Origin of the sequence: Amycolatopsis nivea, assembly GCF_004522235.1 — a bacterium.
Taxonomy (GTDB): Bacteria; Actinomycetota; Actinomycetes; order Mycobacteriales; family Pseudonocardiaceae; genus Amycolatopsis; species Amycolatopsis nivea.
Window position 1 is genome coordinate 1 of the sequence record NZ_SDLT01000034.1, and the last position, 16,477, is coordinate 16,477.

The 16,477-nt window shown below is 69.3% G+C and carries 12 protein-coding genes; 7 read left to right on the top strand and 5 right to left on the bottom strand.

Annotation, left to right across the window (positions count from 1 at the left end; translation table 11 throughout):
* Nucleotides 1–29: 29 nt before the first annotated feature.
* Complete coding sequence (locus tag EIZ44_RS31950; RefSeq protein ID WP_134732846.1) at nucleotides 30–974, top strand: glycosyltransferase 87 family protein; 945 nt, start codon at nucleotides 30–32, stop codon at nucleotides 972–974.
* Here EIZ44_RS31950 and EIZ44_RS31955 read toward each other — a convergent pair.
* From EIZ44_RS31955 to EIZ44_RS31970, 4 genes are all read right to left on the bottom strand, one after another.
* Nucleotides 910–1,566 (bottom strand): DUF998 domain-containing protein, encoded by a 657-nt coding sequence (locus EIZ44_RS31955; RefSeq protein WP_134663524.1) that lies wholly within the window; start codon nucleotides 1,564–1,566, stop codon nucleotides 910–912. The genes EIZ44_RS31950 and EIZ44_RS31955 overlap by 65 nt on opposite strands.
* A gap of 39 nt (nucleotides 1,567–1,605) precedes the next feature.
* Entirely contained in the window at nucleotides 1,606–2,685 is a 1,080-nt protein-coding gene (locus EIZ44_RS31960) for a J domain-containing protein (RefSeq protein ID WP_134732848.1), read from the bottom strand.
* 101 nt (nucleotides 2,686–2,786) lie between these two features.
* Nucleotides 2,787–3,326, bottom strand: a complete 540-nt coding sequence (locus tag EIZ44_RS31965; RefSeq protein WP_134663522.1) for a GNAT family N-acetyltransferase — start codon at nucleotides 3,324–3,326, stop codon at nucleotides 2,787–2,789.
* Entirely contained in the window at nucleotides 3,326–3,868 is a 543-nt protein-coding gene (locus EIZ44_RS31970; RefSeq protein ID WP_134663521.1) for a GNAT family N-acetyltransferase, read from the bottom strand. The genes EIZ44_RS31965 and EIZ44_RS31970 overlap by 1 nt, the downstream gene beginning before the upstream one ends.
* 283 nt (nucleotides 3,869–4,151) lie before the next feature.
* On the opposite strand from EIZ44_RS31970, the gene EIZ44_RS31975 reads away from it, so the two are divergent.
* The 6 genes from EIZ44_RS31975 (at nucleotide 4,152) to EIZ44_RS32000 (ending at nucleotide 12,910) form a co-directional block, all read left to right on the top strand.
* Nucleotides 4,152–5,588, top strand: coding sequence for an APC family permease (locus EIZ44_RS31975; RefSeq protein WP_134663520.1), 1,437 nt, complete (start codon nucleotides 4,152–4,154; stop codon nucleotides 5,586–5,588).
* Nucleotides 5,585–8,461, top strand: a complete 2,877-nt coding sequence (locus EIZ44_RS31980; RefSeq protein ID WP_134663519.1) for a glycosyl hydrolase 2 galactose-binding domain-containing protein — start codon at nucleotides 5,585–5,587, stop codon at nucleotides 8,459–8,461. The genes EIZ44_RS31975 and EIZ44_RS31980 overlap by 4 nt, the downstream gene beginning before the upstream one ends.
* Entirely contained in the window at nucleotides 8,458–9,345 is an 888-nt protein-coding gene (locus tag EIZ44_RS31985) for an ROK family protein (protein WP_134663518.1), read from the top strand. The genes EIZ44_RS31980 and EIZ44_RS31985 overlap by 4 nt, the downstream gene beginning before the upstream one ends.
* Nucleotides 9,346–10,491: 1,146 nt before the next feature.
* Entirely contained in the window at nucleotides 10,492–11,061 is a 570-nt protein-coding gene (locus tag EIZ44_RS31990; RefSeq protein ID WP_037814941.1) for an NADPH-dependent FMN reductase, read from the top strand.
* A gap of 23 nt (nucleotides 11,062–11,084) precedes the next feature.
* A complete protein-coding gene (locus tag EIZ44_RS31995) occupies nucleotides 11,085–12,068 on the top strand; it encodes a daunorubicin resistance protein DrrA family ABC transporter ATP-binding protein (protein WP_037814943.1) in 984 nt (327 codons plus the stop codon).
* The gene (locus EIZ44_RS32000) at nucleotides 12,065–12,910 is read left to right on the top strand and encodes an ABC transporter permease (protein ID WP_037814945.1); all 846 of its coding nucleotides are present in this window, start codon (nucleotides 12,065–12,067) and stop codon (nucleotides 12,908–12,910) included. The genes EIZ44_RS31995 and EIZ44_RS32000 overlap by 4 nt, the downstream gene beginning before the upstream one ends.
* 351 nt (nucleotides 12,911–13,261) lie before the next feature.
* Here the strand turns inward: EIZ44_RS32000 and EIZ44_RS32005 are convergent, their stop codons facing one another.
* A complete protein-coding gene (locus EIZ44_RS32005; RefSeq protein ID WP_134732850.1) occupies nucleotides 13,262–16,357 on the bottom strand; it encodes an ATP-binding protein in 3,096 nt (1,031 codons plus the stop codon).
* Nucleotides 16,358–16,477 lie beyond the last annotated feature (120 nt).

The following is a 16,477-nucleotide window of genomic DNA, read 5'->3' on the forward strand; positions in this document are numbered from 1 at the left end:
CGTTGCGGCTTGACATTCAAGCTCCTGGGATGTCTTTCACGTACCCGCCGAGCTCGGCGTTGCTGTTCCTGCCGCTGGCCGCGCTCCCGGCGCACTTCGCGTGGCTGCTGATCGCGGTCGGCTCGGTGCTCGCGCTGTGGTCGGTGTCGCGCCGGTTCGCCCGTGAACGGCCGCTGCTGGCGCTCTGTCTCCTGCCCGTGCTGGAACCCGTGTGGCGGATGATTTCGCTGGGCCAGATCAACGGCGTCCTGATGGCCATGGTCGTGCTGGACGCGCTGCCGGTCCGCAACCGCAGATCCGGCGGAATGTTGATCGGACTCGCGGCGGCGGTGAAGCTGACCCCGCTGATCTTCGTCCCGTACCTGCTCCTGACCGGCCGCCGCGCCGACGCGTGGCGCGCGCTGGCGACCTTCCTCGGAGTGAGCGCCGCCGGAGCGCTGCTCCTGCCGGGCGACTCGATCCGGTACTGGACCTCGGCCATGCTGGACAACCGCAACGCCGGAACCCTCGACTGGGTCCTCGACCAGTCCCTGCACGGCATGTTCGCGAGGTTCGGCGCGACCTCGCTCGGCTGGTACGCGGCGTCGGCCGCAGTGTGCCTGCTGGCGGGCGCGCTGCTGGTCCGCGAGTTCCACCGGCGCGGCGACCCGCGAGCCGCGCTGCTCGTGACGGCGGGCTGCGGGTTGCTGGTGAGCCCGCTTTCCTGGACGCACCACTGGATTTGGGCGGTGCCGCTGGTCGGTTTTCTGTCGGGCAAACGGGCCGGGCTGATCTGCGCCGGAGCGGTTTTCAGCGGGATCGCGCTGGCTGTGGTTCCCGAAGGCGGGCACCGGGAGCTGTCCTGGAACCCGGTCGAGATGGTGCTGGGCAACGCCTATGTGCTGAGCGCGTTGGCTGTCGGCGCGGTCCTCAGCGTCCGGCTGCTGACCCGACGGTCGGGGCGGCAAGTGCGGCCAGTGCGACAAGTTCGGTGAGCGCCATCCCGCGTTCGACGAGGCCGAGCGGGATGAGCAGCCACCAGCGCTGGTCGGTCAGCGCGGCGACGGCGACCGCGCCGAGGATCACCGCGAACCAGGCGAGCGACGCGACGGCGAGCGCGCGGGCGAGGAACCGGCGGCGCGGCGAGTCCGGAAAAGCTGCGCGCGCCGAGACGAGTACCGCGAGCGGAAGGCAGACGAAGGCGACGACACTGGCGATCCGGTGCAGCGTGCCGCCCGCGCCGGTCGCGGCCGCGTTGGCCCAGTCGGTCTTCGGGAACGCGATGATCACCAGCAGCCCGGCTGTCCAGAACGCTCCGAGCACGGCCGCGAGGACCGGCAGCCTTCCTTGCAGTCGCAGCACGGCGAACGCGACCGCCGAACCGGCCGCGACCAGCACGATTGCCAGGTCGAACACCCATTTGTGGTCCGACCGCCCGTACTCGCTGATGGTCCGCCAGGTCGCGCTGATCTCGTCGGTCGGCGGCACCAGTTGCAACAGCAGCATCAGCACGGCGCCGAGAGCCAGCGCGGCGATCCCGGCCAGCGCGAGCAGGACGGGGCGGCGGTCGGCGCGCACGGTTGTCATGCACTCACAGTGACACATGCCGGATATGTCCCGGGTGAATCAGGCCGCCCGGCCGGATCCGGTGACCTGCGCGCGCACCGTGCGCAGCGCGTTGTGGTCCACAGTGGACGGTTCGGCGGACAGCCAGCCGCCGATCTCGTGCAGGAACTGCTCCGGCGTCATCGGCGGGCCGGGTTCGCCGTCCGGTTCGGCGGTGGTGACCTCGCCGTCGCGGCTCGGGTACACGATCATCGCGCCGCGCAGCGCGACGCCGGGCAGCAGTTCGCGGTAGCGCTCCAGGCTTTCTTCCAGCTGGCTGCCGCCGCCGCGGAACGGGCGCCCGTTGCGCAGCAGCCGTCCGTCCTCGGCGGTTTCGTAGTGCCCGGGCAGCCAGAGCTTCGATTCGACCAGCACCAGGCGTTTCCCGCACAGCACCGCGTGGTCGACGTCGGCGAACACCGAACCGGGCCACGCGAGACCGTGGAAGATGCGCGCGCCGGGCAGCCGGGTCAGATAGCGCTCCAGCAGGTCGGCGGTGAGCTGTTCGGCCAGCTCGTCGGCCTCGGCGCCGGGGGCGCCGAACACCGCGCTGCCGCCGAATTCCTCCGCGAACTCGTGCCGGGCGCGGCGCGCGGAAAGGAAACCGCGGGCGAGCCGGTGCACGAGCAGCGCGGTGCCCGCGGTGAGCGCGAGCCAGACGATCAGCACCGGCGGCGTGAAGTCGATCCCGGCGAGCAGCGGCAACAGCACCAGCACCGTGCCGGCAATGGCCGCGACGACCGGCGTGTGCCCCGGCCCGCGCCGCCGCCCGTGCCGCATCCGCGGGTCGGCCGCGGCGAACGACCACCACTCCAGGGTTTCCGGATCGATCTCCGGCGCCTCCGGGCGGTAGCCGGGCTGCTCGCCGAACCGCCGCCGCGGCCGCGGTTTGGGCACCGAGGCGGCCGGGACGCCGGCGTCGTAGCGGGCGCGTTCGCTGGGGTCGGCGAGGGTGTCGTAGGCCTCGCGCAACAGCTGGAAGGTGCCGACCGTGCCGCCCGCGTCCGGGTGCAGCGTCTTGGCCAGCCTGCGGTAGGCGGCCTTGATCTCCGTGGGGGACGCGGTTTTCCCCACGCCGAGTACCGCGTAGTAGTCGGGCACGGTTCGGGTTCCACCTCCGGACGGCTGCTGCGCAACGATATGGGGTCGCCGGGGCGGCGTGCCATCCGCCTCCGCGGCGCGCCGGGGTGAACGTGTTTCCGCTAGGTGCGGGCCAGCCACTCGTCGCGGGTGAGCGCGTACTCGACGGCGTGCCGGTCGTCGCCTGGCGCGAAGTAGTCGGGATCGTCGGAGACGAAGTCGCGGATGTGGCGGAGCCCGATCGACGCCATGGTCGCCAGGGAGGCCTTGTTGCCCGCTGCGGTCCCGGCGAAGATCCGGTCCAGGCCGACCTCGCGGAAGCCGTACCGGAGCAGTTCGAGCGAGCCTTCCTTGGCGAGTCCTTTGCGCCAGTGCTTGCGGAGCAGCCGGTATCCCAATTCGGCGTCTTTCGGGGCTTCGGCGGGGCGTAAGGCCCAGTAACCGGCGAACTCGGCTTCGAGGAACCCGGCCCAGCAACCGAGCCCCGGCTGGGTGCCCGCGAGCAGTCTCCGAAGCGCTTCGGCCGACTGTTCCCGGGTCCGCACGCCGCCCAGGTAGCGCATGACTTCCGGGTCGGCGGACATCTCGACCTCGTGCTCGAGATCTCCGGCGGACAACGGGACCAGCCGGAGGCGTTCGGTGCGCAGGACCGGTTGGGACATCAGGCGAACTCGCTAGCCAGCCACTCTTCGCGGCCGACGGCGTACTCGACCGCGTGCCGGTCCTCGCCCGGCGCGAAGTACTTCGGGTCGCCGATGAAGTCGCGGAGGTGCCGGAGCCCGATCGAGGCCATCGTCGCCTGGGAGGCTTTGTTGAGCACCGCTGTCCGGGCGTAGATCCGGTCGAGCCCGACGTCGCGGAACCCGTGCCGGAGCATCTCCCGTGCCCCTTCCTTGCCGAGTCCCTTGCGCCAGTACCCGCGAAGCATCCGGTATCCCAATTCGGCCTCTCCCGCGGTTTCGCCGGGACGCAGCGACCAGAAACCGGCGAAAGCGCCGTCGATGAAGCCGGTCCAGCAACCGATCCCGCCCTCGGCGTACGCGAGGGTTCGCCGAAGCTCGTCCGCTGACTGCTCAGGGGTCTGCACACCGGCCAGGAAGCGCATCACCTCGGGGTCGGCGGAGAGTTCGACCAGGTGCTCGAGATGTCCGGCGGACAACGGGACCAGGCGGAGGCGTTCGGTGTGCAAGATCGGTTGGGACATCAGGCGAACGCTCCCGGGTCGGCGGACGACGGGAAGCAGTCTGGCAGTCGCGCGGTCCGCCCGTCAGCCGGTTTTCCGCTCGCTCGGCACGGCTCCCGGTCAGCGGCGCCATCCCGCCGGAGCGCCCGCCCGTGTCGCGAGGAGCCGTGCCTGCGGGACCCGCGCCCCACCGTCCCCTTCTCCCACTCCCGCACCGGTTTCGGCAACTTTCCGGACGCAGCCCTTCCGCACCCCGTTCCTCTTATGTTAAGAAGCTTTACTAACTATTGGATGGAGGCACGACGTGAGCTCACCCACCCGCCCGGGGGACTCCGCGACCCTTCCGGGGAACGGTCTCGAACGCCGGATCGGGCCGCTGCAGGCGACCGCGATCAACATGACGCAGATGTGCGGGATCGGCCCGTTCGTCACGATCCCCGCGATGGTCGCGACCATGGGCGGCCCGCAGGCGATGTTCGGCTGGATCATCGGCGCGATCATCGCGCTCGCCGACGGGCTGGTGTGGGCCGAACTGGGCGCCGCGCTGCCCGGGGCCGGCGGCACCTACATCTACCTGCGCGAAGCGTTCCAGTACCGCACCGGCAGGCTGATGCCGTTCCTCTTCGCCTGGAGCGCGGTGCTGTTCATCCCGCTCATCATGTCCACCGGCATCATCGGGCTGGTCCAGTACCTGGGCTATCTGGTGCCGGGCGTGACCGACGCGGGCGGCGTCACCCCGCTGGGCAAGGTGATCGGCATCGGCCTCGTCGTGCTGATCGTGCTCGCGCTGTTCCGCCGGATCGGCCAGATCAGCAAGCTCACCACCGCGCTGTTCCTGATCATGCTTTTCGCCGTCTTCGCGGTGATCATCGCGGCCTTCTCGCACTTCGACGCGCACCAGGCGTTCGACTTCACCCCGGGCGCCTTCGGCTCGGGCGGCGCGTTCTGGTCCGGTCTCGGCGCGGGCCTCGTGATCGCCGTCTACGACTACCTCGGCTACAACACGAGCGCGTACCTCGGCGGCGAGGTCCGCAACCCGGGCCGCACGCTCCCGCGGTCGATCATCTTCTCCATTCTCGGCATCATGACGCTCTACTTCCTGCTGCAGGTGGGCGTTCTCGGCTCGCAGCCGCTGGAGTCGATCAAGAACGCGACGTCGGTGGCGTCGTCGGTGCTCGAGCAGGCATGGGGTTCGGTGACCGCGAAGATCGTCACCGTCTTCATCGTGATCGCCGCGGTCGGTTCGGTGTTCGCCGGGCTGCTCGGCGGGTCGCGGGTGCCGTTCGAAGCCGCGCGCGACAAGGTGTTCCTGCCGGTGTTCGGCAAACTGCACCCGAAGCTGAACCTCCCGACCGCGGGCGTGCTCGCGATGGGCGTCATCACGGCGATCGGTTCGCTGTTCACCTTGACTGACGTCATCAACGCGGCGGTTACGGTGCTGGTGATCATCCAGTCTCTGGCGCAGGTCGCGGCGATCGTCGTGCTGCGCCGCCGCCAGCCGCACCTCAAGCGGCCTTACCGGCAGGTGCTGTATCCGGTGCCGACGATCATCGCGCTCGTCGGGTGGGTTTACGTCTACGTGTCGGCCAGTTGGCTTTCGATCTGGCTTTCGGTCGCCTGGATCGTCCTCGGCGTCCTCGCCTTCCTGATCTACGCCTCGAAGGAAAAGGTGTGGCCGTTCGGCCCCAAGGAAATCCGCGAGGCGTTCGCGTCCCAACCGGCCGCGGGGGTGGAGTCGTGAGGAAGCCGCTGATCGCCGGGATCACCGCGCTCGTCCTCGTCCCCGGCGTGGTGACCGCCGTGTCGAGTACCGCTTCCGCGCAGCAGCCGGAATCGGTGGCATCGCGTCCGCAGGGGCAGTCGACGATCGGCCTCGGCGGCTGGCAGGTGCTGACCACCGCGCAGGTCAAGGACGGCGGCACGGCGGTGTCGAGGCCTGGCTACCCGACGCACGGCTGGTTGAAGGTGAAGCCGGACGACGCGGGCGCACCGGGCACCGAGATCAACGCGTTGGTGCAGAACGGCAAATGCCCGAACGTGTTCTACTCGGACAACATGCGCAAATGCTTCGGCTACCAGGCGAAGCGCGGACCGGTCACCACGAAGCAGTTCAAGGACCCGTGGTGGTTCCGCACCGATTTCAACCCCGGTTTCCGGCCAGGCAAGAACGCGAAGCTGACCATCCCCGGCGTCGTCGGCGAGGGCGACGTGTGGCTGAACGGCACGCTCGTCGCGGGCAAGGACGTGGTGAGCGGCGCGTACGCGGGCCACACCTTCGACGTCACGAAACTCCTGCGGCCGGGCAGGAACACGCTCGCGGTCAAGATGTACCCGAACGACCCGAATTCGATGTACACGCTCGACCAGGCCGACTGGGCACAGATCGTGCCGGACAACAACACCGGCTTGCAGTTCCCGCCGACACTGCAGCTGTCGGACGCGCTGAGCGGCGACAACGCGCATGTCGTGCAGGACAACGCGGCGGATCTGTCGACGTCATCGCTGACCGCGAAGGTCGACGTGACCAACAACGCGGACACGCCGCAGACCGGCGAGGTCGCCGCGACGGTCACACCGCCGGGGCGCGGGCGGCCGATCGTGGTGCGGCAGAACGTCACGATTCCCGCGCACGCCAAGCAAACCGTGACGTTCACGCCGGCCAAATTCCCGCAGTTGAAGATCGTGAAGCCGCAAGTGTGGTGGCCGTACTCGATGGGTGCACAGCCGTTGTACACCTTGGGTACGACAGTTTCGCAGGACGGCGCGGTGTCGACGTCGTCATCGGAGACGTTCGGGATCCGGACGGTGACGTCGAAGCTGATCGGCAAGTCCCCGGCGCTGCCGGACGGCGCGCGGAAGTTCGCGGTCAACGGCCGCGATTTCGTGTTCCGCGGCGGCGGTTTCGCGCCGGACCTGTTCCTGCGCTACGACAAGGCCGACATCGCGCACCAGCTCGCGCTGATCAAGAACATGGGCCTGTCCGGCGTCCGGCTCGAGGGCCACGACATGCCCGCGGACTTCTACGAGCAGGCCGACCGCGCCGGACTGCTGGTGCTCGGCGGATTCCTCTGCTGCGACGCCTGGCAGCCGGAGCATCCGGAGAAACTGACCGACCGCGACTACCGGATCATGCACGATTCCGCGTATTCGATCGCACAGGCCGAACGCAGCCATCCCAGCGTGATCACCTACGGCTGGAGCGACAACGAGCCGATCCCGCGGCAGGAAACCGAGACGCTGAGCGCGTTCAAGGCGGCCGACTGGGACGTGCCGGTGATCGCGTCGGCGGAGTACAAGAGCACCAAGACGCTCGGTCCGTCGGGGGAGAAGGAAGGCCCGTACGACTGGGTCCCGCCGACCTATTGGTACGACTCCTCGACCTTCGACAAGACCGACCCGAGCCGCACGAACGCGGGCGGCGCCTGGGGTTTCGCGAGCGAACAGAGCGCCGGGCACACCGTGCCGACGCTGGATTCGCTGCGGCGCTTCCTGTCGCCGGAGGAGCAGGCGAAGCTGTGGCAGGACCCGGCGTACAACCAGTACCACGCGAATTACGAATCCGGGCACGGCGGCTACAAGTTCGGCACGCTGTACACCCTGGACGAGTCGATCGCGCACCGGTACGGGAAATGGGATTCGCTGGAGTCCTATGTGGAATCCGCGCAGATCGCGAACTACGAGAACACCCGCTCCCAGTTCGAGGCGTTCCTCGCGCACGCCAACGACAAGAAGAACCCGTCGACCGGCGTGGTGTACTGGCAGCTGAACAAGGGCTGGCCGACCCTGCTGTGGTCGCTGTACAACAACGACGGCGACCAGCCGGGCGCGTATTTCGGTGCGCAGAAGGCGAACAAGCCGTTGCACGCGCTGTACACCTATGACACCGGCACGGTCGCGCTGTCCAACCTGGGTGCCGCGCGGCAGAACGGGATTTCGGTCCAGGCCAAGGTTTACGACACCGCGGGCAAGGTCCTCGACGACCAGACCGCTCCGGCGGTTTCGCTGGACAGCCAGGGCGTCGCGACCGGGTTGCTGAAGCCGAAGGTCCCGGCGGAGACTAAGGCTCCCGCGAAGGCGCAGGTGTACTTCGTGGAACTGCAGGTGCGCCAGGGCGGGAAGGTCGTGGACCGGAACGTCTACTGGATGTCGACGCAGAAGGACGTGGTCGACTGGGCGAAGACGCTGCAGAACCCGCAGGCGACGATGAGCCAGTACAGCGACCTCACCGCGCTGCGCGATCTGCCGAAGTCGCAGGTCAGTGTGACCGCCTCGACCCGACCTTCGCGGGGCCCGGACGGCACGGACACCGCGACCACGGTCACGATCGCCAACACGTCGAAGACCTCCGCGGTCAGCTTCTTCCTGCGCGCGGACTTGCGCCGCTCCGCGGACGGGTCGCAGCTGCCGGCCGCGACCTGGGACGACAACGACATCACGTTGTGGCCGGGCCAGTCGCAGACGCTGACTGTCCGCTACCGGGCCGCCGACCTCCACGGCGCGGCCCCGACCGTCAGCGTCGACGGGTTCAACACCGGCAGGGTCGTGGTGCCCGCCGGTCCGCACCGGGACGGCCAGGAGGCTGTCCCGCCGGTCATCGAGGGGACCCGCGAGTGACATCGGAAGACCTGATCCTGGGCATCGACTTCGGCGGCACGAAAGTGGCGCTGGGTCTGTCCGACCGGACCGGCGCCCTGCTGGCCACGCGCCGCCTGGACACCGACGCCGAAGCAGGCGCCGAACAGGTGGTCACGCGAGCTTTGGCCGCCGCCGCCGAGCTGGTCGCCGGCGCTCCGCTGACCGCGATCGGCGTGGTCAGTCCCGGAATCGTGCTGCCAGACCGGATCCTGCTGGCCCCGAACGTGCCCGGCTGGGAAGAACTCCACCTGGCCGACCTGGTGTCTGAAGCCTTCCCCGACGTTCCGATCGCGGTCGGCACCGACGCCAAAGCCGCGGCACTGGCGGAATGGACCTGGGGCACGCTGAAGGGAGCCGACCCCGCGGTCTTCCTCTCCCTGGGCACGGGAATCGCCGCCGCGGTCCTCGTCGGAGGCCACCTGCTGACCGGCGCGAACGGGGCGGCCGGGGAGATCGGGTACAACCTGCGCACCCCCCAAGACGCCGACGGATTCGCCAGCGGAGCGGCGCCACTGGAAGAAGCCGTCGGAGGCCGGTGGCTGGGCACGCGGGCAACCGCGCTGCTCGGCCGCCCGGTCACGGCGGGGGAGCTGTTCGCCTTGGCGCGGGAGAACACGGAGGCCAAGGAACTGGTCGCTTCGGCGCTGGACGAGCTCTCCATGCACGTCGCCAACCTGGCCATCGCCTTCGACCCCGCCCGGATCGCAGTGGGCGGCGGGTTGGTCCGGTCGGCTGATGTGCTGCTACCCGCCCTACGAGAACGCCTGACGGCTGCGGTGCCGTTCCCACCGGAGCTGGTGCCTGCGCGGTTCGATCAGGACGCTTCACTGCTGGGCGCGGTGGCTTTGGCGCTGCGAGAGTGAGACTTCCGTGACCGGCGGGGTTGGGCTGACGCTTCGCCGGTCACGGGTACCAAATCGGTCGGCCTGTTCGCCGGTTGTGGTGGGTTGTTTGTTAGCCGCGCTGGGCTGGCTGGGTTTGGCAGCGTTGTTTGCCAGCTGTGGCGGGCTGGCGGCTGTTTGTTAGACGCGTTGAGCCTGGTTGGAGTGGCTAGCTGCTTTTGCCTGCGCTGTTCGGCAGCTACGTTCGCCCACCGTGGCGGGCTGACGGCTGTTCGTTAGGCGCGTTGAGCTGGCTGGATTTGCCAGCTGTGCTCACCAGCCGCGGCCGCCAGGACAGTGGGCTCGGAGCCGTTCGCTCGCCCGTGCTGGCTGGCTGCGTTTGCCTACGGCGTTTGGCGGCATCGTTCGCCAGCTGTGGCGGGCAGGCGGCTGTTTGTTAGTCGCCCTGGGCTGGCTGGGTTTGCCAGCTGTGGTTCACCTGCTGCGGCGGGCTCGAATCCGTTTGCTAGCCGTGCAGGCTGGCTGTGTTTGCCTGCGGCATTTGGCAGCTGCGTTCGCCAGCTGTAGCGCGATGGCTGTTTGCTGGTCGCGCTGGGCTGGGTGGCGTTGGCTAGCCGCCTCTGTCTGCGGTGTTTGCCAGTCGCGGCGGGCTAGGAGCTGTTTGCTAGCCGAATTCCCCAGCCGCGCTTGCCTGCGGCGTTCGCCAGGCGCCGTGGTCCCGCGTGTTCGCCATCCCTCTGGCTAACCTCGAACGGCGATGCCCCGCGCTCACGCTCCCGCGCGGCGAGCTCCGTGGGTGGTTGCGGCTGACGAGAACCGCGGCCCGCTGCGGGCCAGGAACCTGCCCCCGAATCGTAGCGTTGCCGGGCGCTCCAATCGCAGAACTTGCCCAGCTGCTAGCCGTGCCAGATCGCGTCTCGCACCACCGCCTATGCCACCCGTTCCTTCCCACCCGAGGCTCGGTCAGCATCCGTCCTGACTCGGTGAGCCCCGTGCCGCCTGTCGGCCGCGCAGGCCCGCCGCCTAGCCCTGCCAGACCGCATCTCGCGCATCTTCCCCCGCCCTCCAGCCGCGCACTTCGCCCTTCTTCGCCAGGCCCCTGACCAGCCGAAACAGCCGCTAGATCCAACCTGGCAGCACCGCGCACCGATCTGGCGCCCAAGAAGTGTGGACGAGGAGCTGCGGGTAGCCGTGCTCGTCGCCAGCACCCGGGAGGGCCGGGTCGGCGGCGAGATCGGCCGATGGTTCGTCGAGCGGGCCGCCGGGCACGGCGGGGTGGTGCTCGACGTGCTCGACCTCGCGACGTTCGCGATCCCGGCCCGGTTGCCAGCCGAGCCGACGGCCGGCATGGCCGGGTTCGCGAAGCGGATCGCGGCGGCCGAGGCGTTTGTGGTGGTCACGCCCGAGTACAACCGCAGCTTCCCGGCGTCGCTGAAGCAAGCGATCGACTGCGCGTACGAGGAATGGCGGGCCAAACCGGTCGGCTTCGTCTCCTACGGATACCGCGCGGGCGGCCGCTACGCGGTGGAGCATCTTCGGGATGTCTTCACCGAACTGCACACGGCGACGGTGCGGGATTCGGTGTGTCTCGACCTGCTCGAGCACGAATGCGGCGACCCCGGCGCGGGTCCGCACGGCGAATCCGCAGGCCACGCGGCCTCTGCTTTGCTGGACGAACTGCTCTGGTGGGGCCTCGCGCTGCGCGACGGCCGGCGCGCGCGGCCGTATCGCGGATGAAGAACTGAGGGGAAGGACAAGACATGAGCAACGCTGCCGGGGAACCGGCGATCGAGACTTCCGGGCTCGTCAAAGTGTTCGGCGAGACCCGGGCGGTCGACGGGGTCGACCTCGTCGTGCCCGCCGGAACCGTGTACGGCGTGCTCGGGCCCAACGGCGCGGGCAAAACCACCACCGTCCGGATGCTCGCCACGCTGTCGCGTCCGGACGGCGGCGAAGCGCGGGTGTTCGGCCACGACGTGGTGCGCGAGGCGGACGCCGTGCGCAGCCGGGTGAGCCTCACCGGCCAGTACGCCTCGGTCGACGAAGACCTGACCGGGCAAGAGAATCTGGTGCTGCTCGGCAAATTGCTGGGGCATCGCACCGCCGCCGCGCGCGATCGGGCGGCTCAGCTGCTCGCGGCGTTCGGGCTCACCGACGCCGCGCGCCGGCAGGTGAAGAACTACTCCGGCGGCATGCGCCGCCGGCTCGACATCGCCGCGAGCATCCTCAACACCCCGGACCTGCTGTTCCTCGACGAGCCGACCACCGGCCTCGACCCGCGCAGCCGCAATCAGGTGTGGGACATCGTCCGCGCGATCGTCGCGCAGGGCACCACCGTCCTGCTCACCACGCAGTACCTCGACGAGGCCGACCAGTTGGCTTCGCGGATCGCGGTCATCGACCACGGCCGCGTCATCGCCGAGGGCACCAAGGGCGAGCTGAAAGCCTCGGTCGGAGTCGGTGCCGTCCACTTGCGACTGCGGGACGCCGACCAGCGCGCGACCGCCGCCGAAGTGCTGGAACGCGCGCTGTCCGCCACCGTGCAACTGGATCCCGACCCGGTCGCGATCACGGCGCGGCTGTCGTCGGACGCACACGAAGCCGCCGCCGATCGCGCGGCGCGGGCTCTCGCGGAACTCGCGAAGGCAGGCGTCACCGTCGACACGTTCTCGCTCGGCCAGCCCAGCCTCGACGAGGTTTTCCTGGCTCTCACCGCCCGCACAGCCACCGAGGAGGCGGCGTGACCACCGTCAAGGAACCCGATCTCGACCTCGCGGCCCCGAAACCGGACGAGCTGGCCGCGGTCCTGCTCGCCACCGAACGCCCGCCGCGGCCGAGCGCGCTGTCCGCGTCGTTCTCCTTCGGCTGGCGGGCGGTGCTGAAGATCAAGCACGTGCCGGAGCAGCTGTTCGACGTCACCGCGTTCCCGATCATGATGACGCTGATGTTCACCTACCTGTTCGGCGGCGCGCTGGCCGGTTCGCCGACGCAGTACCTGCAGTTCTTCCTGCCGGGCATCCTCGCGTCGAGCGTCGTGATGATCACGATGTACACCGGCGTCGCGGTGAACACCGACATCGCGAAGGGCGTGTTCGACCGCTTCCGCACTCTCCCGATCTGGCGGCCGGCCCCGATGGTCGGCTACCTCCTCGGCGACGTGCTGCGGTACCTGATCGCGTCCGTGGTGATCATGGTCGTAGGCCTGATCCTGGGCTTCCGCCCGGACGGCGGCGTCGGCGGCGTGGCCGCGGGAGTCCTGCTGCTGCTCGTGTTCTCGTTCGGGCTGTCGTGGGTGTGGACGATGTTCGGGCTGCTGCTGAGGTCCGAGAAATCGGTGATGGGCGTCAGCATGATGGTGATCATGCCGCTGACGTTCCTCAGCAACATCTACGTCGACCCGTCCACCATGCCCGGCTGGCTCCAAGCCGGCGTCTCGGCCAACCCGATCAGCCACCTGGTGACGGCAGTGCGCTCGATGATGTCCGGCACCTGGGACGGCGGCGCCATCACGTGGACGTTGATCGCGTCGGTCGCGCTGACCGCGGTGTTCGGGACGCTGACAATGCGGCTGTACAACCGAAAGTGACCTTGCTTCGCGGGAGGCCGTGCGGTCGCGGACCGGACGGTCTCCCGGACAGGTCAGGGCTTCAAACGGCGGGGGAGAGGACGTAGGAGAACCGGCGGACGGCCGGAATCCAGTGCTGGAACCGGGAAAGCGTGTCGATGCGCAGCGTGGCCGACACGTGGCCGACACTTGGGTGAGGCCGCGATGCAGCTGACGCCAGTCCCGCTGCGTCGCATTTCCTCAGCGACAACACCGAATCTGGTGACTGCCAAGCAGTCGTGGTTCCGCTCGGTCTGCTCGCCGCGCCGGGGCACTTTTCCCTTCTTTCCCTTCCCCGGTGCCCGGCCTGGTCGCGGCAGGACGCACCGGCGGTTACAAGCGCCAGGCCATAGGCGTCTCCGGTTGGTAGCTGCAGGACGAGCCGGTCGTGATGGTGTGGCGGAGGTGGTCGGCTAGTTCCGGGTGGAGGTCGGTCAGTTTGCGGAGGGTGTCGCGGATGCGGGCGGTCACGGCTTTGCGCGCGCGTTCCGTTTCGTCGCCGAGGCGGCGGGTTCGGCCGGACAGGCCGGTCGACGTTCGGAGTTCGTCCAGCAGGGCGGCGCGTTCGGTGTCCAAGGTGGCGGCTTTCGCGTCGACGCCGCGGAGAGTGGCGGCGTCGATGGCTTCGTCCAGGTGCTCCAGGCGGCGGCGGTAGGCGGCTTTCGCGGTGTCGTCCAGGATTGGGTCGCCGCTGAAGCTGCGGGTGGCTTCGGCTTCTTGGCCGCCGTCGGGGGCGAGCAGTTGTGCGGCGGGGATCTCGGTGCCTGGTCTGCTCAACAGGAAGTTCAAGTCTCGCAGGCCTTTCGCGTCTGGCATGCGTACTTCGCGGTCGGCGAAGCGCAGGGTCCAAACTGAGTCGGTTCGGTGGAATTCGTTCGGGGCAACGGGTGGTGGCGGCGTCGTGGGGCGGGGGTGGGCGGTGATGTGGTGCAGGCCCAGTTCGGCGGCTTCCGCGGTGACGGCCTCGGCCAGGGCGGTGGCGCGGTCGCTGTCGCCTAGGTCCAGCAGCGTGCTTGCCAGGTGGTTGCGGGCTTCGACGGCCCACGGGCGGGCGCGCAGCCGGTCTGCGGAGCGGGCGGCGGAGGTGAAATGGGCGGCAGCTGTTTCGTGATCGCCCAGGGTTTTGTGCAACAGGCCGGTCCACAGGTCTACCGGGCCGCTCAGTTCGCAGCCGTACAGGGAGACCAGCCATTCTCCGGCGTGTGGGGAAAGCTCGCGCAGCAAGCGTTCGGCTGCTGCGCGGTCTTTCAGCACGACGGCGGCTTGGGCTTGGCAGCGCAGCCACAGCGGGGTGAAGACGCGGGCGTACGGGCCGTCTGCGAGTGCTTCGGACAGTTCGTGCCGGGTGGTGGCGGCGTCGCCGGCGAGGGCCGCGGTGAGGGTGCGCAGCAGGGCTGGGTGCGGGAAACCGGTGTCGGCCATTTTGGCGGGCAGTTCGGCGGCTTCGGCGAAGCGGCCTTGCACTAGCAGCGCGCTCCAGCGCAATTGGTCGGGCATGTAGCCGTAGTCGTTGCTGCCGAAGATTTCCGGGGCGGCCAGTGCTTCCTTGAGTGCTTCGTCCGCTTCGGCGAAGCGGCCGCGGAAGGTGCAGATGATGCTGCGGTCGATCGCTTCCGCCAGTTTCGCGGCTCGCACGCCTTCGTCGGCGATCCCTTGGAACAGGTGGAATTGGTCCAGGTACCGCGGATCTCCCTGTTCCAGCATCGCGACCCACTTGAGCGAGGCCGCGAAGAACTCGTTCTCCCGGTCGCCGGTGCGTCGCGCGATGGCGGCGAGCTCGTCGGTGAGCCGTTCGCGTTCAGCGCCGCTGCCCAGGCCCCAGATCGCGTCGTGTCTGGCCCATAAGGTGAATGCCAGCGCGTCGTCGTCCTCATCGTCGCGGGCGAGGATCGTGGCGCGGGCGGTGAGTTCCAGTCGGATGCGGTCCAGCGAGAGGGGTTCGGCCGCGTTGCCGCCGCACAGTTTTTCGTGTGCTTCGCGGAGAACTTGAACGGTGAACTCGTGCCGGACGCCGCCGGTGCTGAATTTCGACAGGGTGAGGGCGGCGCGGGCCAGGAGGTTCGCGTTGTCTTCTTGGCGAGCCAGGGCGACGGCTTCCTCGCAGAGCAACCAGGCTTCGTCTTTCACCTCGAAGCGCCACAGTGCGGTGGCCAATTCCAGCGCGACGACGGCTTGGCTGCGTTTGTCCGCCGCTCGTTCGCGGGCTCGGCGCAGGTGCGCGATGGATTCCTCGAAGGCCATCCGGGCGCCTGCGTCTTTGGCCGCGGCGAGCAATAGCCGGACTGCTTGCTTCGGGTCGAGGTCGGTATGGGCGAGGTAGGCGTGCCGGGCGCGTTCGGCGACGCCGACCAGGGCCGGGGTGTGTTCACCGGCGCGCACGACCGCTGCGTGGCGGCGTTGTGCTTCGGCAGGCGTCAGTTCGGCGTATCTCGACTCCCGTACGAGGTCGTGCGCGAAGGAGAAGCGGCCTTCGCCGAGTGCGATCACGAGCCGAGCGGCTACGGCGCGGGTGAGCAGGTGGTCGACCTGTGCGGCGGGCGCAGCGGCGGTGGCGGCGAGCAGGTGGAGCGAGAATTCGCGACCGAGCACCGCGGCGTTGGTGAGCAGTTCGGTGACTGGGCGGGGGAGCAGGGACAGCCGCCGCTGTAGTGCGTCCGCGACTCCGGGCGCGACCGCGGACACTGTGCTCCCGCTGCGCCACAACCGCGCCGTCTGCTCGACGAAGAACGGGTTGCCGCCGGTGCGGCGCTGCACTTCGGTGGCCAGCTCGGCGCCCGGCTCCACGCCCGCGGTGCGGCTCATCAGCTCGGCGACCCCGGTTTCGTCCAGGCCGGTGAGCGTGATCGTGGTTGCTTTCGCGACCAGCGGCAGCATCAGCTCGTGCAGCGGATGGCTGGGCGCGTCCACCTCGACATCGCGGTACGTGCCGATGAGCAGCAGCCGTTCGAACCACGTGTGCCGGGCCGCGAATTCGAGCAGCCGCAGCGACGCCGGGTCAGCCCAGTGCAAATCGTCGAGGATGACGACCACCGGTCGGTCTTGGGCCACCGTGACCAGCGCGCGGGTGACCGCGTCGGGCAGCTGGAACCCGTCGTCGGCCGGTTGTTCGGGGGTTTCGCCGAGCAGTGCGGACAGCGTCGGCGAGCTGGCGACGGCCCATTCGTGCGGCGCGGCCTCCCGGCGCAATGAGCGCATGACCTGGACCCATGGCCAGTAGCCCGGCGCGGCCCCGGACTCCCAGCACGTGCCGCCGAGGACGAGCGCGCCTGCCTCGCGCGCGTCGTCGGCCAGTGCGCTGACCAGCGTGGTCTTGCCGATCCCGGCCTCGCCGGTGACCAGGGTGAGGCCGCCGTGGCTGGCGGTGGCGCGCGAGAGCTGCGCACGCAAGGTCGCGGCGGGGTGGGCCCGCCCGATCAGCGCCGCAGTCATGTCCGGTTCCTCCCTTTCTCTCCGAGCCTCTCACGGGACTCGCCTCGTCGTCGCGTGCTTTCACCGGCTGCGACCGGCTGGTCACGCAGGTCGCTGCCGATGCGGGCCATTCTGTCCGGG

Excerpts from the sequence above, each read along its gene's own strand:
- EIZ44_RS31950 (WP_134732846.1), top strand. The coding sequence starts at position 30 with ATGTCTTTCACGTACCCGCCGAGCTCGGCGTTGCTGTTCCTGCCGCTG.
- EIZ44_RS31955 (WP_134663524.1), bottom strand. The coding sequence starts at position 1,566 with ATGACAACCGTGCGCGCCGACCGCCGCCCCGTCCTGCTCGCGCTGGCC.
- EIZ44_RS31965 (WP_134663522.1), bottom strand. The coding sequence starts at position 3,326 with ATGTCCCAACCGGTCCTGCGCACCGAACGCCTCCGGCTGGTCCCGTTG.
- EIZ44_RS31970 (WP_134663521.1), bottom strand. The coding sequence starts at position 3,868 with ATGTCCCAACCGATCTTGCACACCGAACGCCTCCGCCTGGTCCCGTTG.
- EIZ44_RS31995 (WP_037814943.1), top strand. The coding sequence starts at position 11,085 with ATGAGCAACGCTGCCGGGGAACCGGCGATCGAGACTTCCGGGCTCGTC.
- EIZ44_RS32005 (WP_134732850.1), bottom strand. The coding sequence starts at position 16,357 with ATGACTGCGGCGCTGATCGGGCGGGCCCACCCCGCCGCGACCTTGCGT.